The following is a 23,349-nucleotide window of genomic DNA, read 5'->3' on the forward strand; positions in this document are numbered from 1 at the left end:
GCTAATTAATTGTGATATGGAAATTGGAATATCTAAATACAGAAATATAGGGATAATGGCTCACATAGATGCTGGTAAGACTACTACAACAGAGCGTATTTTATTTTATACTGGTAAGCAAAATAGAATTGGTGAAGTGCACGATGGTGCAGCTTCTATGGATTGGATGGAGCAGGAAAAAGAGCGTGGTATTACAATCACATCTGCTGCAACAACATGTTTTTGGAATGATCATAGGGTCAATATAATAGACACTCCTGGTCACGTTGATTTCACTATTGAAGTTGAGAGATCTTTAAGGGTTTTGGATGGTGCAGTTGCTGTATTTGATGGAGTTGCTGGAGTTGAACCTCAATCTGAGACAGTGTGGCGTCAAGCTGATAAATATAGCGTTCCTCGTATCTGCTTTGTTAATAAGATGGATAGAATAGGGGCAAATTTTTATCGATGTGTTGATATGATAAAGACGAAGCTTGGTGCAGCACCTTTAGTTATTCATTTACCAATAGGGAGTGAGAAAGATTTCAAAGGTATAATTGACCTTATTTCTATGAAAGCCATTATATGGCAAGAAGAAACGTTGGGCGCTAAATTTTCTTATGAAGATATTCCTTCTGGTTTGCTTGATAAGGCTCAAGAATATCGAAATCTTTTATTAGATGCTGCAGCTGAGATGGATGATGAAGCGATGAATACTTACTTTGAGTCTAATGATCTGCCAGTGGATTTACTGAAAAAATGCGTGAGAAATGGGACCATTAAAGGAAAATTTGTTCCTGTGTTATGTGGATCAGCTTTTAAAAATAAAGGCGTACAACCACTTTTAGATGGTGTAGTTGACTTTTTACCTTCTCCTATTGATGTTGATGTAATTGTTGGAATTGATCCTAAAGATTCAGAAAAGAAAATTGAGGTCAAACCTTCAGAAAAAGAGAAATTTGTTGCTCTTGCATTTAAAGTGATGACGGATAAATTTGTAGGCAGCTTGACGTTTATCCGTATTTATTCTGGTAAATTAAAGTCTAAATCTACCGTTTCAAATGCGTTAAAAAACGAAACTGAAGGGATTGGCAGAATGTTACTTATGCATGCAAATAACCGAGAAGATATAACTGAGGCTAGGGCTGGAGATATAGTTGCTTTAGTTGGGCTAAAGAAAACAACCACCGGAGATACTTTATGTTCTGTTGATTTTCCTATATTATTGGAGCGTATGGAATTTCCTGAGCCTGTTATTGAAATTGCTGTGGAACCTAAAACCACTTCAGATCAGGAAAAATTAGGTATTGCTCTAAATAGGTTGGTTGCAGAAGATCCTTCTTTGAGAATGTCAGTAAATGCGGAAAGTGGCCAGACTATATTGAAAGGCATGGGTGAGCTCCATCTTGAGATTATTGTTGATAGAATGAAGCGCGAATTTAACGTTGAGGCTAACGTCGGTGCTCCTCAGGTTGCATATCGTGAAACTATCACTAAATCTGTTGAAATTGATTACATTCATAAAAAACAATCTGGTGGAGCTGGTCAGTTTGCTAAGGTTAAAATAAAATTTGAACCTCTTGAGCCTGGTTCTGGGTTTCAATTTGAAAGTAAAATTGTAGGTGGTGCTATTCCAAAAGAGTATATTCCTGGGGTAGAAAATGGCTTGGAGTTGATAAAAGAAGGTGGTGTAATTTCGGGATTTCCGTTGATTGATTTTAAGGCTACCCTTCTTGATGGTGCTTTTCATGAGGTTGATTCTAGTCCTTTAGCTTTTGAACTTGCTGCTAAAGGTGCTTTTAAAGAGATGGCAAATAAAGCTGGTCCAAAAATGCTGGAGCCTATAATGAAAGTTGAAATCATTACTCCTGAAGAATATATGGGTGATGTTATGGGTGATATAAATAGTAGAAGAGGAAATGTTGCTGATATGCTCGATTTAGGTAATAATAGTAAAATAATTACTGCTTCGGTACCTCTTGCAAATATGTTTGGTTATATCAACGTTTTGCGTTCTATGTCTCAGGGAAGGGCGCAGTATAGTATGCATTTTTCTTGTTATGAGCAAGTGCCACAATATGTGGTTGATGAGTTAAAGTTAGAGTATAATTAAGGGTAATAATTATGACAGCAGTAGTGGAAGCATTTGGAAAGCCGCATGTAAATGTGGGAACAATAGGACATGTGGATCATGGGAAGACGACGTTAACAGCGGCGATAACGAAGCATTATGGAAATTTTGTAGCGTACGATCAGATAGATAAAGCGCCAGAAGAAAGGAAGAGGGGGATAACGATAGCAACAGCGCATGTTGAGTATCAGACGGAAAAAAGGCATTATGCACACGTTGATTGTCCTGGACACGCTGACTATGTAAAGAACATGATAGTAGGTGCAGCACAGATGGATGCGGCGATATTGGTAGTGTCGGGGGTTGATGGGCCAATGCCACAAACGAGAGAGCATATATTGCTGGCGAAGCAGGTAGGTGTTGGATATATCGTGGTGTATATAAATAAAGCTGATGTTGCTGATGCTGATATGATAGATTTAGTAGAAATGGAAGTGAGGGAATTACTGAGTAAATACGGATTTCCAGGGGATGAAGTGCCTGTGGTGGTTGGTTCAGCGCTCAAGGCGCTGGAGGATGACAGCAGCGAATATGGAAAGAAATCAATAGACAAATTGATGGAAAAGTTAGATGAATATGTAGCGGTTCCACCAAGGCCTGTGGATTTACCATTTTTATTACCAATCGAAGATGTATTTTCGATATCGGGGCGAGGAACAGTGGTAACAGGAAGAATAGAGAAGGGAGAGATAAAGACGGGAGAAGAGATAGAGATAATAGGTCTGAAAGCGACGCAAAAGACGATATGCACAGGTGTTGAGATGTTTAAGAAGTTGCTGGATAAGGGAAGTGCAGGACTCAATGTAGGAATATTGTTAAGAGGAACAAAAAGAGAAGAAGTGGAGAGAGGGCAAGTATTAGCGAAACCGGGGACGATAACACCGCATAGAAAGTTTAAGGCGGAGGTTTATATATTAAAGAAAGAGGAAGGAGGAAGGCATACACCATTTTTTGCGAATTACCAGCCACAGTTTTATTTAAGGACAACGGATGTAACTGGGAGCATAAAATTGCTAGATGGGAAGGAGATGGTAATGCCAGGAGATAATGTGAGTGTAGAAGTAGAATTGCAAGTACCGATAGCAATGGATAAGGGATTGCGTTTTGCGATAAGAGAAGGCGGTAGAACTGTTGGTTCTGGTGTTGTTTCTGAAATTTTGGAGTGAGAGTTTGAGTTATAGGAGTGTAGCTCAATTGGTAGAGCGCTGGTCTCCAAAACCAGAGGTTGTAGGTTCAATTCCTATCGCTCCTGCATTAATGTTGTGGTGGAAATGTTAAAAAGTTTGTATGGTTTTTTCTGTGATATAAAGCAAGAAATACGAAGAATTGCTTGGGTAAAGAAACAGGAGGTGTTGTCATCTCTATTTGTTGTAATGATTGTTATATTATGCTTTTCGATTTTCTTCTGTTTTGTGGATTTTATGTCTCTTTACGTAATTAAGGCTTTATTTGGAATTATTTATGGAATGTGAATATAAATGGTATATCATTAAAGTTGATTATGGATATGAGCAAAACATACGCGAATTGGTAAGTAATGCTGTTTATTTTAAGGAAGTGTTTATTCCTTATCAAACGGTATGTAATTCAAAGTCTGATATAAAAGAGTTATGTGAAGTGTATGTATATATGCATCTGTGTGATGAAAGCAAAAATATTTTGAATCAAACGCCTGGATTCTGTAGTGGCGAATCTGGTGATTTTGAGATGATTTCAGATGATGAGATAAGTTTAAAGTGTAAAGAATTTAATAGATATAAATGGTATATCTTGAGAGTTGCTTCCAATTGTGAAGAGAAAGTGCGCCAACATATATTGGAAAATTCTATGAGATTGGGTGTTAATGATTACTTTAAGGAAGTTTTTATTCCATATGAAGAGCTAAGTGAAATAGAGTTAAAATCTAAGAAAATTGCTACACGAAGGAAATGCTTTCCTGGTTATGTCTTTTTATACGTGAATTTATGCGATGAAGTATTGAATTTTATCAATAATATACCAAAATCTCTTAAGGTTTATGGATTTTTGAAAAATGGTAATATTCCAAAGGTAATTTTGGATGATGAGATTCACTCAATGTGTAATGCACTTTATAATGCTCAAGAGACAAAGAAGTTAGGTTATGGTTATGAAAAAGGTGAAAAAGTGAAAATTAATGATGGTCTTTTTCAAAATTTTACTGGTAAGGTAAATATGGTAAACGATGAGAAAAAAATTATTAATGTGGAAGTATCGATTTTAGGTAAGCCGACAATAATAGAGCTTGATCTGGCTCAAGTAGAGAAAATAGAGGATTAATTATGAGTGTTGTAGTTGCTAAGATTAACTTACTTATGGAAGCTGGAAAAGCAGTTCCAGGACCAAAAATTGCTTCAGTACTTGGTCCGCGTGGTATACCTGTTCCTAAGTTTTGTGAAGCTTTTAATAAAGTTACTAGCGCTGCTAACGCTAATTATAAAGTAGGTGATTTAGTAACAGTGCGAATTTCCATAAAGGATGATCGCTCTCATGATTTTACTGTCAGCGGTCCTCCTGTGGCTTATTTACTTAAGCAGGAAGCTAAATTAAGTAAAGGTTCTGGTAATCCTGGTAAAGAATTAGTGGCTAAATTACCTATGTCTGCTATAATTAAAGTGGCAAAGTGCAAGATGGTTGATATGAAAGTGGATAATGAAGATTCAGCAGTGAAAATGGTTGTAGGCACTGCAAAATCTATGGGTATAGAAGTTGTGGAAGGTTAGGTAAATGAATACATATAATGGTAATCCTAAGCAGTGTTTGGAGAAGATTGTTGAGTCTGCTTCAGCAAAATTTAATGAATCAGTTGATGTTGCGGTCAATCTAGGCGTAGATTCATGTAAATCTGAAGAGCAGGTGCGTGGTACAGTAGTTTTGCCTAAGGGTATCGGGAAGAATATTAAAGTAGCTGTTTTCGCTCAAGATAAACATTTATTAGAAGCTGAAAAAGCTGGTGCTGATATTGCAGGAGGAGAGGATTTAGTTGAAGAAATAAAAAAAGGTAGAAAATTAGATGTTGATTGGTGCATTACTACTCCTGATTTTATGGCAAAAATCACTCCTATTGCAAAAGTATTGGGTGCTAAAGGGCTGATGCCTAACCCTAAATTTGGTACTGTGACTTCTAACATTGCAGAAGCTATTAAAACCATTAAGTCTGGTCAGATAAAATTTAGAACAGATAAAAATGGTGTTATTCATGGTAAATTAGGAAATATTAAATTTGATATTGATGACTTGCTAGAAAATTTAAAAGCCTTTCTTAAAGTAATTAAAGATAATAAACCTATTTCTGTGAAAGGAGTTTACTTTAAGGGTGTTTTTTTAAATTCAACTATGGGTAAAGCTTATAAGATAAGCAAAGTGGAAGATATAATTTAAGGGAGCGATACCGTGAAGCGTAAAAATAAGGATGAATTTATACAGAACACAATAAACGTATTTGTAAATAATGATTTCTTAATATTAGTAAATTTTAAATCTATAAATGCTAATGATTCATTAATCCTGAGGAATAACCTGAAGTCTATAACAGGTGGGGTATTAGTAGTTAAAAATACTCTGGCTCGCTTGGCTTTGGAAAGGACTGGCAAATTTTCTTATTTATCAGGCAAATTTTCTGGTCCTGTTGCTATTATATACTCTAGTGGCATAGTAGAAGCTGCAAAGTTAATAGTTGATTTTGCTAATGCTAACAAAGAAAAAATGTCTGTGATTTGCGCGGCTCATTTAAATGAATTGTTAACAGTGGAAGATGTTAATAAACTGGCTAAGTTGCCTTCTCTGGATGAATTGCGTGTTAAAATTATGCGTTTAATATCTTATGATATTCCTGCTCGATTGGCGTTGTCTATTAATTCATCTTCTATGAGGCTTATGAGAGTTTTGGATTATTATAGTTCTAAAAAATAAATTTATTGTTAAGTAAGGTGGTAATTATGAGTAATGTAACAAGTGATTTGGTTGATAAAATATTATCTTTAAATCTATTAGAGGCTTCTGAACTTGTAAAAGTTCTAGAAGAGAAAATAGGGTTGCCTGCTGGTTCTTTTCTTGGTGGAGCTGTTGGTGCTGGGGCGCCTGTTGGCGATAATGCTGCTGCTCCTGCTGCTCAAGAGAAAGTTGAATATAAAGTTGTGATTAAAGAAATTGATGCGAGTAAAAAAATAGGAGTTATTAAAGCTGTGAGAGAGGTTAATTCTACATTGGGTTTAAAAGAAGCAAAAGAGTTGGTTGAATCTTTACCTAAAGATTTGACTGCTAATGTTCCTAAAGACGAAGCAGAAAAAATCAAGCAAAAACTTATTGAAGCAGGAGCAACTAAAGTGGAGCTTGAATAATATTTAATGTATTAATTTTATATTGATATAGCTCTTTTAATTAGTTTGGGGTATTTTAATGGTTGATTCTTCTTATATGTACGCTTCTGGTGCTTTTGTTCCTAGAGTTTCTTATTCTAGGTCGATTGATTTAAAAGATTCTTTATTGGATTTGGTTAAGGTTCAAAAAGAATCGTATGATTCATTTACTCCTCAGAATAAGGGTAATGAAAGACTTGAAGTTATCTTTCATACAATCTTTCCAATAAATGATCCTTTGCGTAGGGCTACTATTGAGTTTATAAGTTGTAGGGTGGATGATCCTAAGTATGATGAATCTGAGTGTATAAAGCGTGGTGTAACTTTTTCTGCTCAGGTTATTGCTTCTATACGTCTTGTTGTTATGCAGGATGGTATTTCTCTTGATGAATATAAATCGATTAAAGAGAGTGGAGATCATTCTAAACTTGCAACCGTTGTAAAATCTATAGAAGAGCAGAAAGTCCACTTTTGTGGGTTGCCTATGATGACTGATAAGGGCACTTTCATCATTAATGGTGTGGAAAAAGTTATCGTCTCACAAATGCATAGGTCTCCTGGTGTATTCTTTGATAGCGATAAGGGAAAAACTTACAATTCTGGTAAATTGATCTATTCTGCTAGAATTATTCCTTATAGGGGTTCTTGGCTTGATATTGAATTTGATGTTAAAGACCATTTGTATTTTCGTGTTGATAGAAAAAGAAAATTGCCAATCTCAGTTTTATTAAAGGCGTTGGGTTTATCAAATAATGATATACTCGATAGATTTTATGAGAAAATAAAGTATGTAAAACATAAAGATGGTTGGAAAGTGCCTTTTGTTCCTGATAAATTTAAAGGAGTGAGGCTGCCTTTCGACTTAATGGATATTGAAGGTAATGTGCTGCTTAAAGCTAACGTTCGTATTACCTCAAGACTAGCTAAAAAGCTATATGATAATGAATTGAAAGAGTATCTGGTTCCTTTTAATTCTATATGTGGTTTATTCCTCGCAGAAGATTTAATGGATAGTGCTAGCTCTACGAAAATTTTATCTGCTGGTGAATCTATAAAGCTGGAAGACATAAAGAAGCTTGAGTTATTATCTGTAGATGAAATATCAGTGTTGAACATAGATAATTTGTTTGTTGGACCTTATATATTAAATACGCTTTTCTTAGATGAAAACATGTCTTATCAGGATGCACTATATGAAATATATAGAGTTTTGCGTCCTGGTGAAGTTCCTGTTTTAGAGATAGTAGAAGAGTTTTTCCGTAATCTTTTCTTCAGTCCGGAATATTATGATTTGTCTAACATTGGTAGGTTGAAGCTTAACTCTTACCTTGGATTAAATTATGATGAGGATTTAACTGTTTTAACGCATGAAGATATTATTGAAATTGTGAAAAAAATAGTATTGTTACGTGACGGTCAAGGATCTGTAGATGATATTGATCATTTAGGAAACAGAAGAGTAAGATCAGTTGGAGAGTTTATAGAAAATCAATTTAGAACTGGGTTGTTGAAATTGGAACGCGCAATAGTTGATTCTATGTCCACTTCTAGTTTAGATAAAGTTTCTCCATCTGATTTTATTAATCCAAAAGTGTTAACTAATGTCTTAAGAGATTTCTTCAATTCTTCTCAATTATCTCAATTTATGGATCAGACTAATCCGTTATCTGAAATAACACATAAAAGAAGGTTATCCGCGTTAGGTCCTGGCGGTTTAACAAGAGAACGGGCAGGATTTGAGGTGCGTGATGTTCATCCAACTCATTATGGAAGAATTTGCCCTATTGAGACTCCTGAAGGGCAAAATATAGGGTTAATCAACAGCTTAGCTATATACGCGCGTATTAATAAATATGGTTTCATTGAAAGCCCTTATAGAAAAGTAGTCAATAGGGTTGTTACTGATCAAATTGAGTATCTTTCTGCTATAGACGAAGGCTCACATCATATAGCTGACACTAGCGTAAAGCTTGATGAAAATAATTGCTTTGTTGATGACATGCTATACTGTAGATATGCTGGTAGCTTCGTCATGGTAAGTAGCGACCAAGTTAGTTACATTGACGTATCTCCTAAGCAGGTAATATCAGTTGCAGCTTCCTTGATTCCATTTTTAGAAAATGATGATGCTAATAGAGCATTAATGGGCTCAAATATGCAACGTCAGGCCGTACCTTTATTGAAGCCTACCGCTCCTCTGGTTGCTACTGGTATGGAGTCTTTTGTAGCTTCTGGCTCTGGTGCTGTAGTTTTAGCAAAACGCGATGGCATAGTTGATAGTTCTGATAGTAACTCTATAGTTATACGTGCTTTTGATAAAGAAAGGGTTAACTACTTGGACGTAGATATTTATCATCTAAGGAAGTTTCAGCGTTCTAACCATAATACTTGTATTAATCAAAGACCGCTAGTGTGCGTAGGTGATTATGTTAAAAAGGGTGATGTAATAGCTGATGGTCCTGCAATTAACAGTGGTGAGTTGGCGCTTGGTAAAAATTTGCTAGTCGCTTTTATGTCTTGGCAAGGTTATAATTTTGAAGACTCTATTATTATTTCTAGTGAAGTTGTTAAAAAAGATCTCTTTACTTCTATTCATATAGAAGAATTTGACTGTGTTGTACATGATACCCCTTTAGGATCAGAAAAAATAACTCGTGCTATACCTGGTGTTAATGAAGAAAATCTATATCACTTGGATGATAGTGGTATAGTGAAAATTGGTACAAGAGTTGGTCCAGGCTATATTCTGGTAGGTAAAGTTACACCTAAACCTTCTCTTTCATTGCCTCCTGAAACGAAGTTATTAATGACAATTTTTGGTGAAAAGTCATTCGATTGTGCGGATTCCTCTTTATATACATCTCCAGATGTTGAAGGGACAGTAATTGATGTACAAGTCTTTACACGCAGGGGGGTTGAAGAAAATGAAAGGGCATTACTCATCAAACAAAAAGAGATAAATGACTTTGAGGAAGAGCGAGATTATATAATCAATGTTACTAGTGAATATTTCTATGATGAATTGAAGAAACTTCTTATTAATTCTGGTTCTCAAGATCGAGAAAAATTTGACTCTATTGAACGTGAGCAATGGTGGGGTATAGGATTAAAAAACCAATCCATTTCTGAGCAAGTTAAGAGCTTAAAAAAAGATTTTGATGAAAAAGTATCGCATGCAATAGCACAGTTTAAGCGAAAAGTAGAAAAATTACATGAAGGTTATGACCTGCCTCAAGGTGTGTCGATGTCAGTAAAAGTTTTCATTGCTGTGAAACATAGTCTGCAACCAGGGGATAAAATGGCTGGTAGACATGGAAATAAAGGTGTGATTTCTCGAGTTGTGCCAGTGGAAGATATGCCTTATTTGGAAGATGGTACTCCTGTTGATATTATTCTTAACCCTCTTGGTGTTCCTTCACGAATGAATGTAGGGCAAATACTGGAAACGCATGTAGGTTGGGCTTGTAGAAAATTAGGGGAAAAGGTAAGTAATATTCTCGATGAGATCAATAAGATCAAAAGTGCTTTTTGCAAGGGAATTAGGTCCCTTAACGATGATAATTTTACACAATTTGCAGTAGCATACCTTGATAATAAAAAAATTGAAAATATTGATGATGATGAAATAACGGCTTCTGTTTTAAATACACCTAATAAGAATGCACTAAATGACGAGTTGAATGAGTTAGTAGAGAACTATTTGAACTCTTGTAAAAGTTCATACAGCAATTTACGTAACTTCCTGATTGAGGTTTATAGCTATGGCAGTAACGTATCTATCTGTAATGATATTCGTAATATTAGTGATAATAATCTCATTGAATTTGCACGCAAATTACGTGATGGCGTTCCTGTTGCTGCACCTGTATTTGAGGGTCCAAAAGATGAACAAATAGCAAAATTATTTGAACTTGCTGGTTTAGATAACTCTGGACAAGCTGTATTATATGACGGTTGCAGTGGTGAAAAATTCGACCGCAAGGTTACAGTTGGTTACATGTACATGCTTAAGTTGCACCACTTGGTTGATGGTAAAATTCATGCGCGTTCAGTAGGGCCTTATAGTTTGGTTACTCAACAACCTCTTGGAGGAAAATCTCATTTTGGTGGTCAGCGTTTTGGTGAAATGGAATGTTGGGCATTACAAGCCTATGGTGCTGCTTATACTTTGCAGGAAATGTTAACTGTGAAGTCTGATGATATTAATGGTAGAGTTAAGATTTATGAATCGATAATAAAAGGTGACAGTAATTTTGAATGTGGAATTCCTGAATCCTTTAATGTGATGATAAAAGAACTACGTTCTTTATGTTTAAATGTAGATTTAAAGCAAAATGATGTAGTGATTGAAGATATATCTCACACTCACATTGCACAACCTTTTAATGAGGTTAGCATATCGATTGCTAGCCCTGAAAGTATTAAGCGTATATCTTGTGGTGAGATAGAAGATGTTTCAACTGCAAATTATCGTACGTTCAAAGTTGAGAAAGGTGGATTATTTTGCCCTAAGGTTTTTGGCCCTGTCAATGACGATGAATGTTTATGTGGAAAATACAAAAAAAGAAGACACAGAGGTCGCATATGCGAAAAATGCGGAGTAGAAGTTACATCTTCTAAAGTAAGAAGAGAAAGGATGGGTCATATAGAGCTTGCATCTCCTGTTGCTCATATATGGTTTTTGAAATCGCTTCCTTCAAGAATTGGAGCATTATTAGATATGTCTCTCAGAGATATTGAGAATATTTTATATAGCGATAATTATATCGTAATAGATCCTCTTGTTTCGCCTTTTGAAAAAGGTGAGATTATTAGTGAAAAAGCTTATAATGAAGCTAAAGATAGCTATGGGATCGATAGTTTTGTAGCTATGCAAGGTGTTGAAGCTATAAGAGAGTTGCTAACGCGCCTTGATTTACATGAAATTAGGAAGGATTTAAGACTAGAATTAGAATCTGTTGCTTCTGAGATAAGAAGAAAGAAAATTATAAAGAGATTGCGTATTGTTGAAAACTTCATTAAATCTGGAAATAGGCCTGAGTGGATGATACTTACAACTATACCTATTTTACCACCTGATTTGCGTCCTTTGGTATCGCTTGAGAGTGGTCGTCCTGCAGTTTCTGATCTGAATCATCATTATAGGACTATTATTAATAGAAATAACAGGTTGAGGAAATTGTTGAGCTTAAATCCTCCTGAGATTATGATTCGTAATGAAAAAAGGATGTTACAAGAAGCAGTTGATTCTCTTTTTGATAATAGTCGTCGTAATACTTTGGTAAATAAAGCTGGTGCTGTTGGATATAAAAAGTCCATTAGTGATATGTTAAAAGGAAAACAGGGTCGTTTTCGCCAGAACCTCTTAGGAAAAAGGGTAGACTACTCTGGACGTTCTGTAATAGTTGTTGGTCCAACTTTGAAACTAAATCAGTGTGGATTACCAAAAAGAATGGCTCTTGAACTATTCAAACCTTTTGTTTACTCAAAGCTTAAGATGTATGGTATGGCTCCAACTATTAAGTTTGCTAGTAAGTTGATAAGAGCAGAAAAACCAGAAGTTTGGGATATGCTTGAAGAGGTAATAAAAGAGCATCCTGTTTTGTTGAATAGAGCGCCTACGCTACATAGACTTGGTATTCAGGCTTTTGAGCCAATCCTTATTGAAGGCAAAGCAATACAGCTTCATCCGCTTGTCTGTACGGCGTTTAATGCTGATTTTGATGGTGATCAAATGGCAGTGCATGTGCCAATTTCATTGGAAGCTCAGCTTGAAGCTAGGGTGTTGATGATGTCCACTAATAACGTTTTAAGTCCTTCTAATGGCAGACCGATTATAGTTCCTAGTAAAGATATAGTACTTGGTATATATTATCTGACTTTACAAGAACCTAAGGAAGATAATTTACCATCTTTTGGTGCTTTTTGTGAAGTTGAGCATTCCTTGAGTGATGGTACTTTACATATTCATTCTAGTATAAAGTATAGGATGGAGTATATTAATAGCAGCGGTGAAACTCACTATAAAACTGTTTGTACAACTCCTGGCCGTTTAATATTATGGCAAATTTTTCCTAAGCATGAGAATCTAGGCTTCGATCTAATAAATCAGATATTAACAGTCAAGGAAATAACTGGTATAGTTGATTTGGTATATCGTAACTGTGGTCAAAGTGCTACAGTGGCATTTTCTGATAAATTAATGGTACTTGGCTTTGAGTATGCCACATTTTCTGGTGTCTCTTTTGGTCGTTGTGATATGGTTATACCTGAAACTAAAGCTACACATGTTGATCACGCGAGGGGTGAAATTAAGAAATTCTCTATGCAATATCAAGATGGGCTAATAACTAGAAGTGAGAGGTATAACAAGGTTATAGATGAATGGTCTAAGTGTACGGATATGATAGCTAATGATATGTTAAAAGCAATATCTATATATGATGGAAATAGTAAGTACAACTCAGTGTATATGATGGTTAACTCTGGTGCAAGGGGTTCTACTTCACAGATGAAACAGCTAGCAGGAATGCGAGGGCTCATGACCAAACCTTCTGGTGAGATTATAGAAACACCTATAATTTCTAATTTCCGTGAAGGATTGAACGTATTTGAATACTTTAATTCTACTCACGGTGCGCGTAAAGGTTTAGCTGACACTGCACTTAAAACTGCAAACTCTGGATACTTAACTCGTCGTTTAGTTGATGTATCTCAAAATTGCATAGTTACAAAGCATGACTGTAAAACAAAAAATGGTCTTGTTGTGAGAGCTACAGTTGAAGGAAGTACTATAGTTGCATCTCTAGAGAGTGTTGTGCTGGGTAGAACAGCTGCAAATGATATATATAACCCAGTGACAAAAGAATTATTAGTAAAAGCAGGGGAATTAATTGATGAGGATAAAGTAAAGCAAATCAGCATTGCAGGTCTTGATGTTGTAAAAATTAGATCGCCTTTAACTTGTGAAATAAGTCCTGGTGTATGTTCTTTATGTTATGGAAGAGACCTTGCAACTGGTAAAATTGTTTCAATAGGTGAAGCAGTTGGTGTTATAGCTGCTCAATCTGTTGGAGAGCCAGGTACTCAGTTAACGATGCGTACTTTTCATATAGGTGGAGTAATGACTAGAGGCGTTGAATCCTCGAATATTATAGCTTCTATTAATGCTAAAATAAAGTTAAACAATAGTAATATAATTATAGATAGAAACGGAAATAAAATTGTGATAAGCCGTTCCTGTGAAGTCGTGTTGATTGATAGCCTTGGTAGTGAGAAGTTGAAGCACAGTGTACCTTACGGCGCTAAGCTTTATGTAGATGAGAGTGGGTCAGTAAAAATTGGCGATAAAGTTGCGGAATGGGATCCTTATACATTGCCTATTATCACGGAGAAGACTGGTACAGTGTCTTATCAGGACTTAAAAGATGGAATTTCGATCACTGAAGTGATGGATGAATCTACAGGAATATCAAGCAAAGTAGTAAAAGACTGGAAATTGCATTCTGGTGGAGCTAATTTACGTCCTCGTATTGTGCTGCTTGACGATAATGGTAAAGTAATGACACTCGCAAGTGGCGTTGAAGCATGTTATTTTATACCAATCGGTGCAGTGCTCAATGTACAAGATGGCCAGGAGGTTCATGCAGGTGATGTTATTACAAGAACACCAAGAGAGTCAGTTAAAACTCGTGATATTACTGGTGGTTTACCGAGGGTTATAGAGTTATTTGAAGCACGTCGTCCTAAAGAGCATGCTATTGTTAGTGAGATAGATGGCTATGTAGCGTTTTCTGAAAAAGACCGTAGAGGAAAATGCAGTATATTAATTAAACCTGTAGATGAACAAATTTCTCCAGTTGAATATTTGGTATCAAGAAGTAAGCATGTAATAGTCAATGAAGGTGATTTTGTACGTAAAGGTGATCTATTGATGGATGGTGACCCTGATCTCCATGATATTTTACGTGTGCTTGGGTTAGAAGCTTTAGCGCACTATATGATTTCTGAAATACAGCAAGTTTATAGATTGCAGGGTGTTCGTATAGACAATAAGCATTTAGAGGTGATCTTAAAACAAATGCTACAAAAAGTGGAAATTACTGATCCTGGTGATACTATGTACTTGGTTGGCGAAAGCATTGACAAGCTGGAAGTTGATAGGGAAAATGATGCTATGAGTAACTCTGGCAAACGGTCTACTCATTATCTTCCTATTCTGCAGGGGATTACTAGGGCAAGTCTTGAAACTAGCTCCTTTATTTCTGCTGCCTCTTTCCAAGAGACAACAAAAGTACTTACAGAAGCAGCATTCTGCGGGAAGAGTGATCCTTTAAGTGGATTAAAAGAAAATGTTATAGTAGGAAGATTAATTCCTGCTGGTACAGGTTTGATTATGAATAAGATCAGAGCACTTTCACTTTGTGATAATGTGGATAAATATGAAAAATATTTTGATATTGAAACTTATGACGAGGAATGGTTGATGGATAATGGTTGTCATTTACACTCTGGTGAGGAAGAGAGCGTAGTGGCATACGATCAGTCGAATTGAGTACAGCTAGTGTGTCTCTTGACCAAAAAAGCCAATAATATTTTCTTTCACTTCTGTGCTATCTGTCATGTTATTTACTCTCACACGAAATTCAGATGAGCCTTGAAGCCCGCTACTGTACCAACCTATGTGTTTGCGGGCCATCTTTATTCCTGTGTCATTTCCATAGTACTCAAGAATATTGTCGTAATGCTCGAGTATGATGCTTAATCTCTCTGAAGCTGTTGGCTCAGAAGTTTCACTTCCACTGAGAAAGTTCATTGCTTGATTAATCAGCCAAGGTTTACCGTAGGCACCACGACCTATCATCACTCCGTCTGCTCCAGATTCTTTGAGAGCATTCTGAATATCATTTAAATTTTTAATATCGCCATTTACTATAACTGGAATTTTCACTTGCTCTTTAACATTTCTAACGAATTTCCAATCTGCTTGACCATTATAAAGCTGCGCTCTTGTTCTTCCATGCACAGTGATCATTTTTGCTCCTAAGTCTTCGGCAATTTTCGCAAGTCTCGGGGCATTGCGATTTTCATCGTTCCATCCAGTGCGCATTTTCACCGTAACTGGCATATTCACTGCTTTGACCACAGCTTCAATTATCTCAGCGGCTTTTTTCTCATCACGCATTAGCGCTGATCCTGCATAACCGTTTACAACTTTTTTAACAGGGCAACCAAAGTTTATGTCTATAATTTTTGCTCCCATGTCCTCGTTTAATTTTGCAGCCTCCGCCATAACATCTGGCTCACACCCAGCAAGCTGCACAGCAGTTAATGCATCGACTTTTGCTTTTTGCAAACTCTGGCGAGTTTGCATAATCATAGCTCTGCTTGCGATCATCTCTGAAACTAACAAACTTGCACCAAGTTTCTTCACAATACTTCTAAACGGATAATCAGTCACTCCAGACATTGGAGCTAAAATAACTGGAGAATCAATTGTCAAATTTCCTACTTGTAGGGACATATATTCTATGTGTTCAAACCTAGCGCATTTACACATACTGTTACAATACTTTGTATAGCCGAACTTACTTTTTCCATAAGAGAAGGCTCTACCTCTACTATCTCAGCTCTCTCATAATGACCAGGTGCCAAGTATACCGTTTCTTGTTCTTTATTTCCCCATAGCTCGTTGTTCTGCTGATAACCTTCATTTATCATTCCCGCATTTGGCAGAAACAATGTATTTACATCATTACCATTATTTTTATAGTAGACGTCAATTTCAATATTAGCCAGCGAAGCTAAGATAGAAATTTCTTCTATGAAAACATGGTAACTTTGGCTGCTGATTGCCTCTAGATAAGATCTATAAATGGATTTGCCATTGAGAAAAGAATTTGCTGCAGTATCACTATTATAATTTCTATCATATTTTCTTTCACTAATATTGAGATTACTAGCACTAATGCTTCTTAAATCACCTATAACTTCATTTTCTTTTAATGTTGTAAGACAACATAACTTTTTTATTAATTTATTAGTCTTTTTTTTGATCTTCTCTACCCGTCTGTTTGTATGCTGAACCAAATCTTTTATTGAGTCCGACATACCAATCAAATGATTTGGATTTTCTAAGAATGCACCAAAAACTTTCTGCATCTGTCCCTTCAATAACTCAGGCATCCTTGGATCATTCAAAGAGTTAAATTGACTTAAAAATTTGTGCCATTCCATTCTCATATCTTGTGCTTTTTCAGTTTTATATTGACCAGAGCTATTATCACCAAATACCGCATGGAAAAAGCAGTTGCCATCACCTGTAGTATTATATTGAACAATTTTTGTTTGCTTACTTTCTACTGAATCTAAACTTACTCCGCTATCTTTACGACTTATATTTCCTGGACCACCTAATACAGGGCTTGGCGTGCCAGCCCTGCTTTGTTCATCCTTTTTCAACGCTTTTGCAAATTCTTTTCTCTTCTCTATTAATTGCTCTGAACTAAGTTCATATTTTAGCTGATCATCAATTTCATCAAACGATTTGCCTGCTTTCAGCATATCTGTAATTTTCTTAGCATTCTCTAAGGCAAATATTCCACAATTATACTTATCATCTTGTTGTTTAGCTTTTGAGTTTCTAATACTACTATTGTCTATTCCTAGAGTTTTCTGTAGCGCACTTGATACCTCTTCTGGTAATGGTTCACCAAATGAATCGCAATAATATGCTCTAAACTTTTTACTCTTTTCATCATGAGAAATAACCAATGTTACCCAATGATTGTTATTTAAGTTAAGAATTGAAGATAATACTAAATTGTTATCCCCTTTTACTTTATCTTTATATTCTTGCAATCGGTTCCCCAGAAAAGATGTAAGATTATCGAGGCAAGAAAAGAACACTCCTTTGGAAAATTCCCTGTGACCTTTTTTACGATATGGCATCCATCCATAGTAACTTTTTGCAATCTCTGCAATATCAAAATTACTTAACCAAAATTTATAATCTTCTTTTTTATTTGTCTTATATACAAAAGAATCCTTATTTTCTTTGCAGTCAAAAATACCACTATCCCTATCAGGAGTTTTCGGTCTTGCTTGCTTTTCTGGAGTCTTGCCTTGCAAATCTTGTAGTTCTGTATCTTTTTCTTCACTCTTTTCCCCCTTTGAAGCTCTTTTTCCATTAATATAGTTCTTCGCTAAGTAAAATAAAGGTTCAACAACCATTTTGTATGCTACTGTAAGAATTATTCCCATTAAAACCCAAACTACGGGGTTAGAGATGAGCATAGCAAGTGGAAAGGTCAATAGAGGGGATCCTATTACCGCCCCTAAACAGCCAGCAGCGAATGTGGCTGCTAGGCATACACAAGTAGCGTAGATAACGAATTCCTCACCAGCAAAGTCAGTGCTCTCTTTCTGATTATTTTTTGTAATACCCAACATACTACACCCTATGAACGCTAAGTTAATTAAATTTTAACAAATTCTAACAAAAAAATCAACCATAATAATTTTAGTAGTATGAGAATATATTGAATATTAAGAGCTTTTGGAGTACAGTAACAATGTTAGTAATAGCACAATATATGCACGATATAGAATATATACGCAAAAACCCTGAAGGATTTGAAAAGGCAATGAAAAGCAGGGGAATTAGAGAATCTACTGCGGAAGAGATATTAGAAATCGATCACGAGAAAAGATCATTAACCACTAAACTGCAGGATTTGAATAGGCAGCGCAATGAAATCACAGAGGAAATAAAAAAGCTTAAAATGAGCAAGAGCCCCTGTGAAGAGCAAATAGAGTTGTCAAAAAGCATCACAAATGAGATAGAGGCAATCAGCTTAAAAGAACAAGCAGAAAAGGATAAGTTAGTGAATGTTTTATCTAACTTGCCGAATATTCCTGCGCAAGATGTGCCAATAGGCGCAGATGAGAACTCTAATTTAGAGGTGAGAAGATATGGAGGAAAAAGACAGTTTGATTTTACAGCAAAATCTCATTATGAGCTCGGGGAAAAGTTAGGTTTAATGGACTTCGAACAAGCGGCGAGAATTTCCGGATCAAGATTTACGATATTAAAAGGACAGTTAGCTAAGCTTGGACGAGCGCTAATAAATTGTATGCTTGAAATGCATGTTAATGAATTTGGCTATACTGAGGTGTACCACCCGGCTTTGGTGAAAAACGAAGCTATGTATAATGTTGGTCAGCTACCGAAATTTTCTGACGATTCGTATTTAACTACCGACGAATTGAGGTTGATTCCCACAAGTGAAGTGTTTTTAACAAATTTAGTTGCTGACAAAATAATGGAAGAAAAAGAACTGCCTATTCGCTTTACTGCATATTCGGAGTGCTTTCGTAAAGAAGCAGGTAGTGCAGGTCGCGATACCAGGGGCATGATAAGGCAACACCAATTTGGTAAAGTGGAGTTGGTAAGCATCACAACTGAAGACCAATCAAATGATGAGCTTGAGCGTATGACGAGTGTTGCTGAAGAGATATTAAAAAAATTAGAATTGCCATACAGAGTAATGCTGCTTTGCAGTGGCGATATGGGTTTTGCTGCACAAAGGACTTATGACATAGAGGTATGGTTACTTGGGCAAAATAAATATAGAGAAATATCAAGCTGCTCAAATTGTGGTGCATTTCAAGCAAGAAGGATGAACGCTAAATACTCTTCAGAAACTGATAAAAAGATGAAAAAATATATTCACACTTTAAACGGCTCAGCTTTAGCTATAGGAAGAACGATTATTGCCATAATGGAGAATTATCAAAATTCTGACGGGTCGATTGCAATACCAAACGTGTTGCAAAAATACATGAGTAATGATACTGTTATAAGCAAATAATAATTTTGACATATAGAAAAGCGAGGAAATAAAGATGAAGGTTCTGGTTATAGGTTCTGGTGGGCGTGAGCACGCTCTACTTTGGGCTCTAAAAAAATCTCCTATCTTGACTGAGTTATATGTAACTCCTGGTCGCCAAGCTATGAAAGATCTTGGGGCTCTTGTGGATGTAAATATTCAAAATTCAGTAGATGTTACACAATTTTGCAAGAGAGAAAATATAGAGTTGGTTGTTATTGGTCCAGAACAACCAATAATTGATGGGCTTGCTGATGATTTAGTTGCAGAGGGAATAAATGTTTTTGCTCCAAGTCAAGCAACTGCAAAACTTGAGGGATCGAAGTCTTTCACCAAGGGACTATGTAAACGATATGGTATACCAACTGCCAAGTACGAGTGTTTTGTTGATGAAGGGTTAGCTAAAGATTTTGTACGTAGCAATAAAATAAAGTTTCCACTTGTAGTGAAAGCAAATGGAATTGCAGCAGGAAAAGGGGTGGTTATATGTAATACAGAAAGCGAAGCTTTTTCAGCAATAAATTCAATGCTAGTGGAGAAAAAATTTGGTGAATCAGGTGAAGAAATAATCATAGAAGAGTTTTTAGTTGGAGAAGAAGTAAGTTTTTTTGCTCTTATTGATGGGTTGAAAGTAGTAACTCTTGGGTGTGCAAAAGATTATAAGAGAGTTGATGAAAGTAATGAAAGCCAAAATACTGGAGGTATGGGGTCGTACTCATCACCTTCAATTATAAGTAAGGACATGGAGCAAAAAATTATCCAAAAAATAATATACCCTACAGCTCAAGCATTGGTTAACATGGGTACGTCTTATAAAGGAGTACTCTTTGCTGGTTTAATGATTTGCAAAGATAGCCCAAAACTTCTCGAGTATAACGTTAGATTCGGTGATCCAGAAACGCAATCTATATTACCTAGATTTGATTCAAATTGCGATTTGTTAAAATTGATGTTGTCAGTTGCAGAAGGAAAGTTAAATGTCAAAATGGTGGAACTTAACAACAAATCTACAGTTTGTGTAGTTGTTGCAAGTAAAGGCTATCCGGGTGATTATCAAAAGGGAGAAGTAATTAAAGGATTAGATAAGATTGAAAGCATTCCTGGTGTGTTGGTGTTTCATGCTGGTACTAAATTCGATGAAAGTGGTAACTTAGTTTCCGATGGCGGAAGAGTGCTAAATATAGTAGCAGAAGGGAGCACTATAGAGGAAGCCAAAAGTAAGCTGTACTCAGCATTAAATTTTTTAGAATGGCCAGGGGGCTTCTTCAGATACGATATCGGTAGTTAATGTTAGCTGTCGGTTAGCAGGTGGTTCACAGAAACGAAAAACTTCCTTGACAAACTCCGCCAGCCCACTTATCATGATAGTGAAGCTATTGTATTTGCTTTCGCCAATCTGCAGATTAAAAGGTAAGGATTACTTAATGTATCGGCGTCTTATGTTCAATTTTTTGCAGTATATAGATACTGTATGTCTTTACAAAACTTCATCTACATCTAGATTTTTATCTAAATAAGCTGAACGCGCTTATAAAGCGTTACAAGACATCAAAAAATGCTAATACTCGACAGAGATAGTAAAAGACTAGCTAACTCGGGGATTCTTTGTCTTTTTTTCTGCTTAGTAAACTTCTTAAACATTTGCAGCGTAAGTTAGTTGCAATTAAAAGCAGCTGAATTTCGCTTGTCAAGCGTTTAAAACATAAAAAACGCCAATATTTTAAAGCGGATAATAACCCCAGGGCTTCTTTTGCCTTTTTTTTCGCTTGGTAAATTTCTTAATGTTTATGGCTAAACGACAATCGTCATCCCGCTGCTTGTTAGCGGGATCTAGAGATACCGCGGCGGTATGACGTAGGGAAACCTTTCTTGGGTTAGCTATAAAACTAATCAGCATCTTGTTTAGCACATATAAATTAAGTTTCACAAATATAGTGCTAAACCTTGAAAATATGTTATAGCTACTTCTTCCAATTTAGTGGTGGGTTTTGACAGTACACATGTTATTTTACTAGCTACCAACTCAAGTGTCACAGAAGTTGCAATCACTGCATTTATATTCTGTACTTTAACATTTACTCTACTTTCTATTAGAGGCTTTACCCCCCCTACATCATTACGTACAGCAGTATGATTTATTTCATTTTTAGTTCCACTACTATGCTGCAACAAGATATCCCCATTAACTTTTATTTCAACATTTTTGTCACTACTACCATTGTTAAAATTTAATCCCTCATCTCTTCTACTTTGTCTTTTTTCTTTTAATTTTAATTCAGTTTCTCTTTCATCAAGTACGGAAACGGTAGGAAATGGGATGTGAGTTTTTTCCTGACCATCTTGATTTATAGCTCTTGTTGTATTAAAAGCTTCGTTGCTTTTACATGATATTGTATAAGTAAGTGGTGTGTAGATTTTTTCTTCACTATCTGGATATTTTATAGTTATTGTTGCATTAAGAATGTCTTTCAGAATATCGTTTTCTCTAGCTATGTCTAAAATTTCTTGAATAACTTTGCGATCATGTAATGCGGCAAGTAACTTATCAGTTACTTTTTGATTATTTTTATGTTTTATGGTTATTGTTGTGTTAAGAATGTCTTTCAGAATACCGTTTTCTTTAGCTACTCTTAACATTTTCTCAACAGCTATACTATCTTTACGTAGTATAGCATAAGCAAGTGGTGTGCAAGTTTCTTCCTGACCATCTGGATATTTTATAGTTGTTGTTGCGTCAAGAATGTCTTTCAGAATATCGTTTTCTTTAGCTACTCTTAACATTTTCTCAACAGCTATACTATCTTTACGTAGTATAGCATAAGCAAGTAGTGTAACAGTTACTCTCCGACCATCTAGACATTTTATAGTTATTGTTGCGTTAAGAATATCTTTCAGAATACTGTTCTCCTTAGAGATTTTTAAAATTTCTTCAATAGCTATACTATCCTTCCAGAACATAGCATAAGCAAGTGGCGCGTAAGTCACTTCCTTGTTATCTGGATATCTTATAGTTGCTGTTGTGTTAAGAATATCTTTCAGAATACCGTTCTCCTTAGAGACTTTTAAAATTTCTTCAATAGCTATACTATCTTCACATAGTATAGCATAAGCAAGTGGTGTAACAGTTGCTCTCCGACCATCCGGATATTTTATAGTTGTTGTTGCGTTAAGAATATCTTTCAGAATACCGTTTTCTTTAGAGACTTTTAAAGTTTCTTCAATAGTTTTGCTATTTTTACATAATATGGCATAAGTAAGTGGTGTGCAAGTTTCTTCCTGACCACCTGGATATTTTATAGTTGTTGTTGCGTCAAGAATGTCTTTCAGAATACCGTTTTCTTTAGCTACTCTTAACATTTTCTCAACAGCTATACTATCTTTACGTAGTATAGCATAAGCAAGTGATATAATAGTTGGTTCTTTACCCCGATGTTTGCTTACTTCCGTAGTAAGAATCCTTTGTTTTTCCTTTTTAGATATTTTTTCTAGTTCTTCAGCAATGCTACTTTTTTTGCCTTTTATTTTTGATGCTAATTTTAAAATATTTTTTTCATCTTTCTCTTTCAATTTCGAATCGTTTACCTGATGAGTCATTTTTTTTCTCAAGGTCTTTCTTATTAAACTAAGTATAACATTTCCTCTCTTCGTGGTTATAATATTTGCTTTTATGAATCAGTTGTGTTGATAATGTATTAATTGCATAGTTCAGACATTGTTTTATAAAGCAAAATTTTAGTAGACCACCTTACAAGAACGTTTCTTGCTAATTCTGAATCCGAAAAAAGGACGCAGTAAAGTTATTTGTAAGGGAAGAATGAAACTTGTAGCTATAGCTAAACTGACTTACGATAATTTGAAAAACCGTCATCCCGCTGCTTGTTAGCGGGATCTAGAGATACCGCGGCGGTATGACGGTTCGCAGTGGTATGACGGTTCGCGGCGGGATGACGATAAGCTCGTCATCCCGCTACAT

Annotated in this window: 14 protein-coding genes and 1 tRNA gene; 12 read left to right on the top strand and 3 right to left on the bottom strand. The window is 35.8% G+C overall.

Going from position 1 to position 23,349, the window contains the following annotated elements:
• The first annotated feature begins 16 nt into the window (after positions 1-16).
• The 10 genes from fusA (at position 17) to WHA_RS00115 (ending at position 15,040) form a co-directional block, all read left to right on the top strand.
• Positions 17-2,092 (top strand): elongation factor G, encoded by a 2,076-nt coding sequence (gene fusA / locus WHA_RS00070; protein ID WP_015588762.1) that lies wholly within the window; start codon positions 17-19, stop codon positions 2,090-2,092.
• 11 nt (positions 2,093-2,103) lie between these two features.
• Positions 2,104-3,276 (top strand): elongation factor Tu, encoded by a 1,173-nt coding sequence (gene tuf / locus WHA_RS00075; RefSeq protein ID WP_010962309.1) that lies wholly within the window; start codon positions 2,104-2,106, stop codon positions 3,274-3,276.
• A 13-nt stretch (positions 3,277-3,289) separates the two neighbouring features.
• Positions 3,290-3,362 (top strand) — tRNA-Trp (locus tag WHA_RS00080).
• 19 nt (positions 3,363-3,381) lie between these two features.
• The gene (secE, locus tag WHA_RS00085) at positions 3,382-3,582 is read left to right on the top strand and encodes a preprotein translocase subunit SecE (protein WP_227738576.1); all 201 of its coding nucleotides are present in this window, start codon (positions 3,382-3,384) and stop codon (positions 3,580-3,582) included.
• Positions 3,572-4,408, top strand: a complete 837-nt coding sequence (nusG, locus tag WHA_RS00090; RefSeq protein ID WP_015588764.1) for a transcription termination/antitermination protein NusG — start codon at positions 3,572-3,574, stop codon at positions 4,406-4,408. Before secE ends, nusG begins: the two co-directional genes overlap by 11 nt.
• Positions 4,409-4,410: 2 nt before the next feature.
• Complete coding sequence (locus tag WHA_RS00095; protein ID WP_015588765.1) at positions 4,411-4,851, top strand: 50S ribosomal protein L11; 441 nt, start codon at positions 4,411-4,413, stop codon at positions 4,849-4,851.
• A gap of 4 nt (positions 4,852-4,855) precedes the next feature.
• Positions 4,856-5,509 (top strand): 50S ribosomal protein L1, encoded by a 654-nt coding sequence (gene rplA, locus WHA_RS00100; RefSeq protein WP_015588766.1) that lies wholly within the window; start codon positions 4,856-4,858, stop codon positions 5,507-5,509.
• A 12-nt stretch (positions 5,510-5,521) separates the two neighbouring features.
• Positions 5,522-6,040: a 50S ribosomal protein L10 gene (gene rplJ / locus WHA_RS00105; RefSeq protein ID WP_015588767.1), complete on the top strand. Its 519-nt coding sequence runs from the start codon at positions 5,522-5,524 to the stop codon at positions 6,038-6,040.
• 26 nt (positions 6,041-6,066) lie between these two features.
• Positions 6,067-6,468 (top strand): 50S ribosomal protein L7/L12, encoded by a 402-nt coding sequence (gene rplL / locus WHA_RS00110; protein ID WP_015588768.1) that lies wholly within the window; start codon positions 6,067-6,069, stop codon positions 6,466-6,468.
• A gap of 58 nt (positions 6,469-6,526) precedes the next feature.
• A complete protein-coding gene (locus WHA_RS00115) occupies positions 6,527-15,040 on the top strand; it encodes a DNA-directed RNA polymerase subunit beta/beta' (protein ID WP_015588769.1) in 8,514 nt (2,837 codons plus the stop codon).
• Positions 15,041-15,046: 6 nt separating this feature from the next.
• Here WHA_RS00115 and dusB read toward each other — a convergent pair whose 3' ends face one another.
• Together dusB and WHA_RS00125 are read right to left on the bottom strand one after the other, a co-directional pair.
• Positions 15,047-16,009: a tRNA dihydrouridine synthase DusB gene (gene dusB, locus WHA_RS00120; RefSeq protein WP_012673040.1), complete on the bottom strand. Its 963-nt coding sequence runs from the start codon at positions 16,007-16,009 to the stop codon at positions 15,047-15,049.
• A gap of 5 nt (positions 16,010-16,014) precedes the next feature.
• The gene (locus WHA_RS00125) at positions 16,015-17,937 is read right to left on the bottom strand and encodes a Ulp1 family isopeptidase (RefSeq protein ID WP_015588770.1); all 1,923 of its coding nucleotides are present in this window, start codon (positions 17,935-17,937) and stop codon (positions 16,015-16,017) included.
• A gap of 143 nt (positions 17,938-18,080) precedes the next feature.
• Here WHA_RS00125 and serS point away from each other — a divergent pair, with 143 nt between their 5' ends.
• Positions 18,081-19,358 (top strand): serine--tRNA ligase, encoded by a 1,278-nt coding sequence (gene serS / locus WHA_RS00130; protein ID WP_015588771.1) that lies wholly within the window; start codon positions 18,081-18,083, stop codon positions 19,356-19,358.
• Positions 19,359-19,392: 34 nt separating this feature from the next.
• Positions 19,393-20,664: a phosphoribosylamine--glycine ligase gene (gene purD / locus WHA_RS00135; protein ID WP_015588772.1), complete on the top strand. Its 1,272-nt coding sequence runs from the start codon at positions 19,393-19,395 to the stop codon at positions 20,662-20,664.
• Between the two features lie 635 nt (positions 20,665-21,299).
• On the opposite strand, the gene WHA_RS00145 is transcribed toward purD, so the two are convergent.
• Entirely contained in the window at positions 21,300-22,970 is a 1,671-nt protein-coding gene (locus WHA_RS00145) for a WD_0033/WD_0034 family tandem repeat-containing protein (RefSeq protein WP_015588773.1), read from the bottom strand.
• Between the last annotated feature and the right edge of the window lie 379 nt (positions 22,971-23,349).

It is taken from the genome of Wolbachia endosymbiont of Drosophila simulans wHa, assembly GCF_000376605.1.
Lineage (GTDB): Bacteria > Pseudomonadota > Alphaproteobacteria > Rickettsiales > Anaplasmataceae > Wolbachia > Wolbachia pipientis.

What these genes read in the sequence shown, in the direction of transcription:
- WHA_RS00125 (WP_015588770.1), bottom strand. Translation starts at nt 17,937, where the DNA reads ATGTTGGGTATTACAAAAAATAATCAGAAAGAGAGCACTGACTTTGCT.
- dusB (WP_012673040.1), bottom strand. Translation starts at nt 16,009, where the DNA reads ATGTCCCTACAAGTAGGAAATTTGACAATTGATTCTCCAGTTATTTTA.
- WHA_RS00145 (WP_015588773.1), bottom strand. Translation starts at nt 22,970, where the DNA reads ATGACTCATCAGGTAAACGATTCGAAATTGAAAGAGAAAGATGAAAAA.
- fusA (WP_015588762.1), top strand. Translation starts at nt 17, where the DNA reads ATGGAAATTGGAATATCTAAATACAGAAATATAGGGATAATGGCTCAC.
- purD (WP_015588772.1), top strand. Translation starts at nt 19,393, where the DNA reads ATGAAGGTTCTGGTTATAGGTTCTGGTGGGCGTGAGCACGCTCTACTT.
- nusG (WP_015588764.1), top strand. Translation starts at nt 3,572, where the DNA reads ATGGAATGTGAATATAAATGGTATATCATTAAAGTTGATTATGGATAT.
- serS (WP_015588771.1), top strand. Translation starts at nt 18,081, where the DNA reads ATGCACGATATAGAATATATACGCAAAAACCCTGAAGGATTTGAAAAG.
- WHA_RS00095 (WP_015588765.1), top strand. Translation starts at nt 4,411, where the DNA reads ATGAGTGTTGTAGTTGCTAAGATTAACTTACTTATGGAAGCTGGAAAA.
- tuf (WP_010962309.1), top strand. Translation starts at nt 2,104, where the DNA reads ATGACAGCAGTAGTGGAAGCATTTGGAAAGCCGCATGTAAATGTGGGA.
- WHA_RS00115 (WP_015588769.1), top strand. Translation starts at nt 6,527, where the DNA reads ATGGTTGATTCTTCTTATATGTACGCTTCTGGTGCTTTTGTTCCTAGA.
- rplL (WP_015588768.1), top strand. Translation starts at nt 6,067, where the DNA reads ATGAGTAATGTAACAAGTGATTTGGTTGATAAAATATTATCTTTAAAT.
- secE (WP_227738576.1), top strand. Translation starts at nt 3,382, where the DNA reads ATGTTAAAAAGTTTGTATGGTTTTTTCTGTGATATAAAGCAAGAAATA.
- rplA (WP_015588766.1), top strand. Translation starts at nt 4,856, where the DNA reads ATGAATACATATAATGGTAATCCTAAGCAGTGTTTGGAGAAGATTGTT.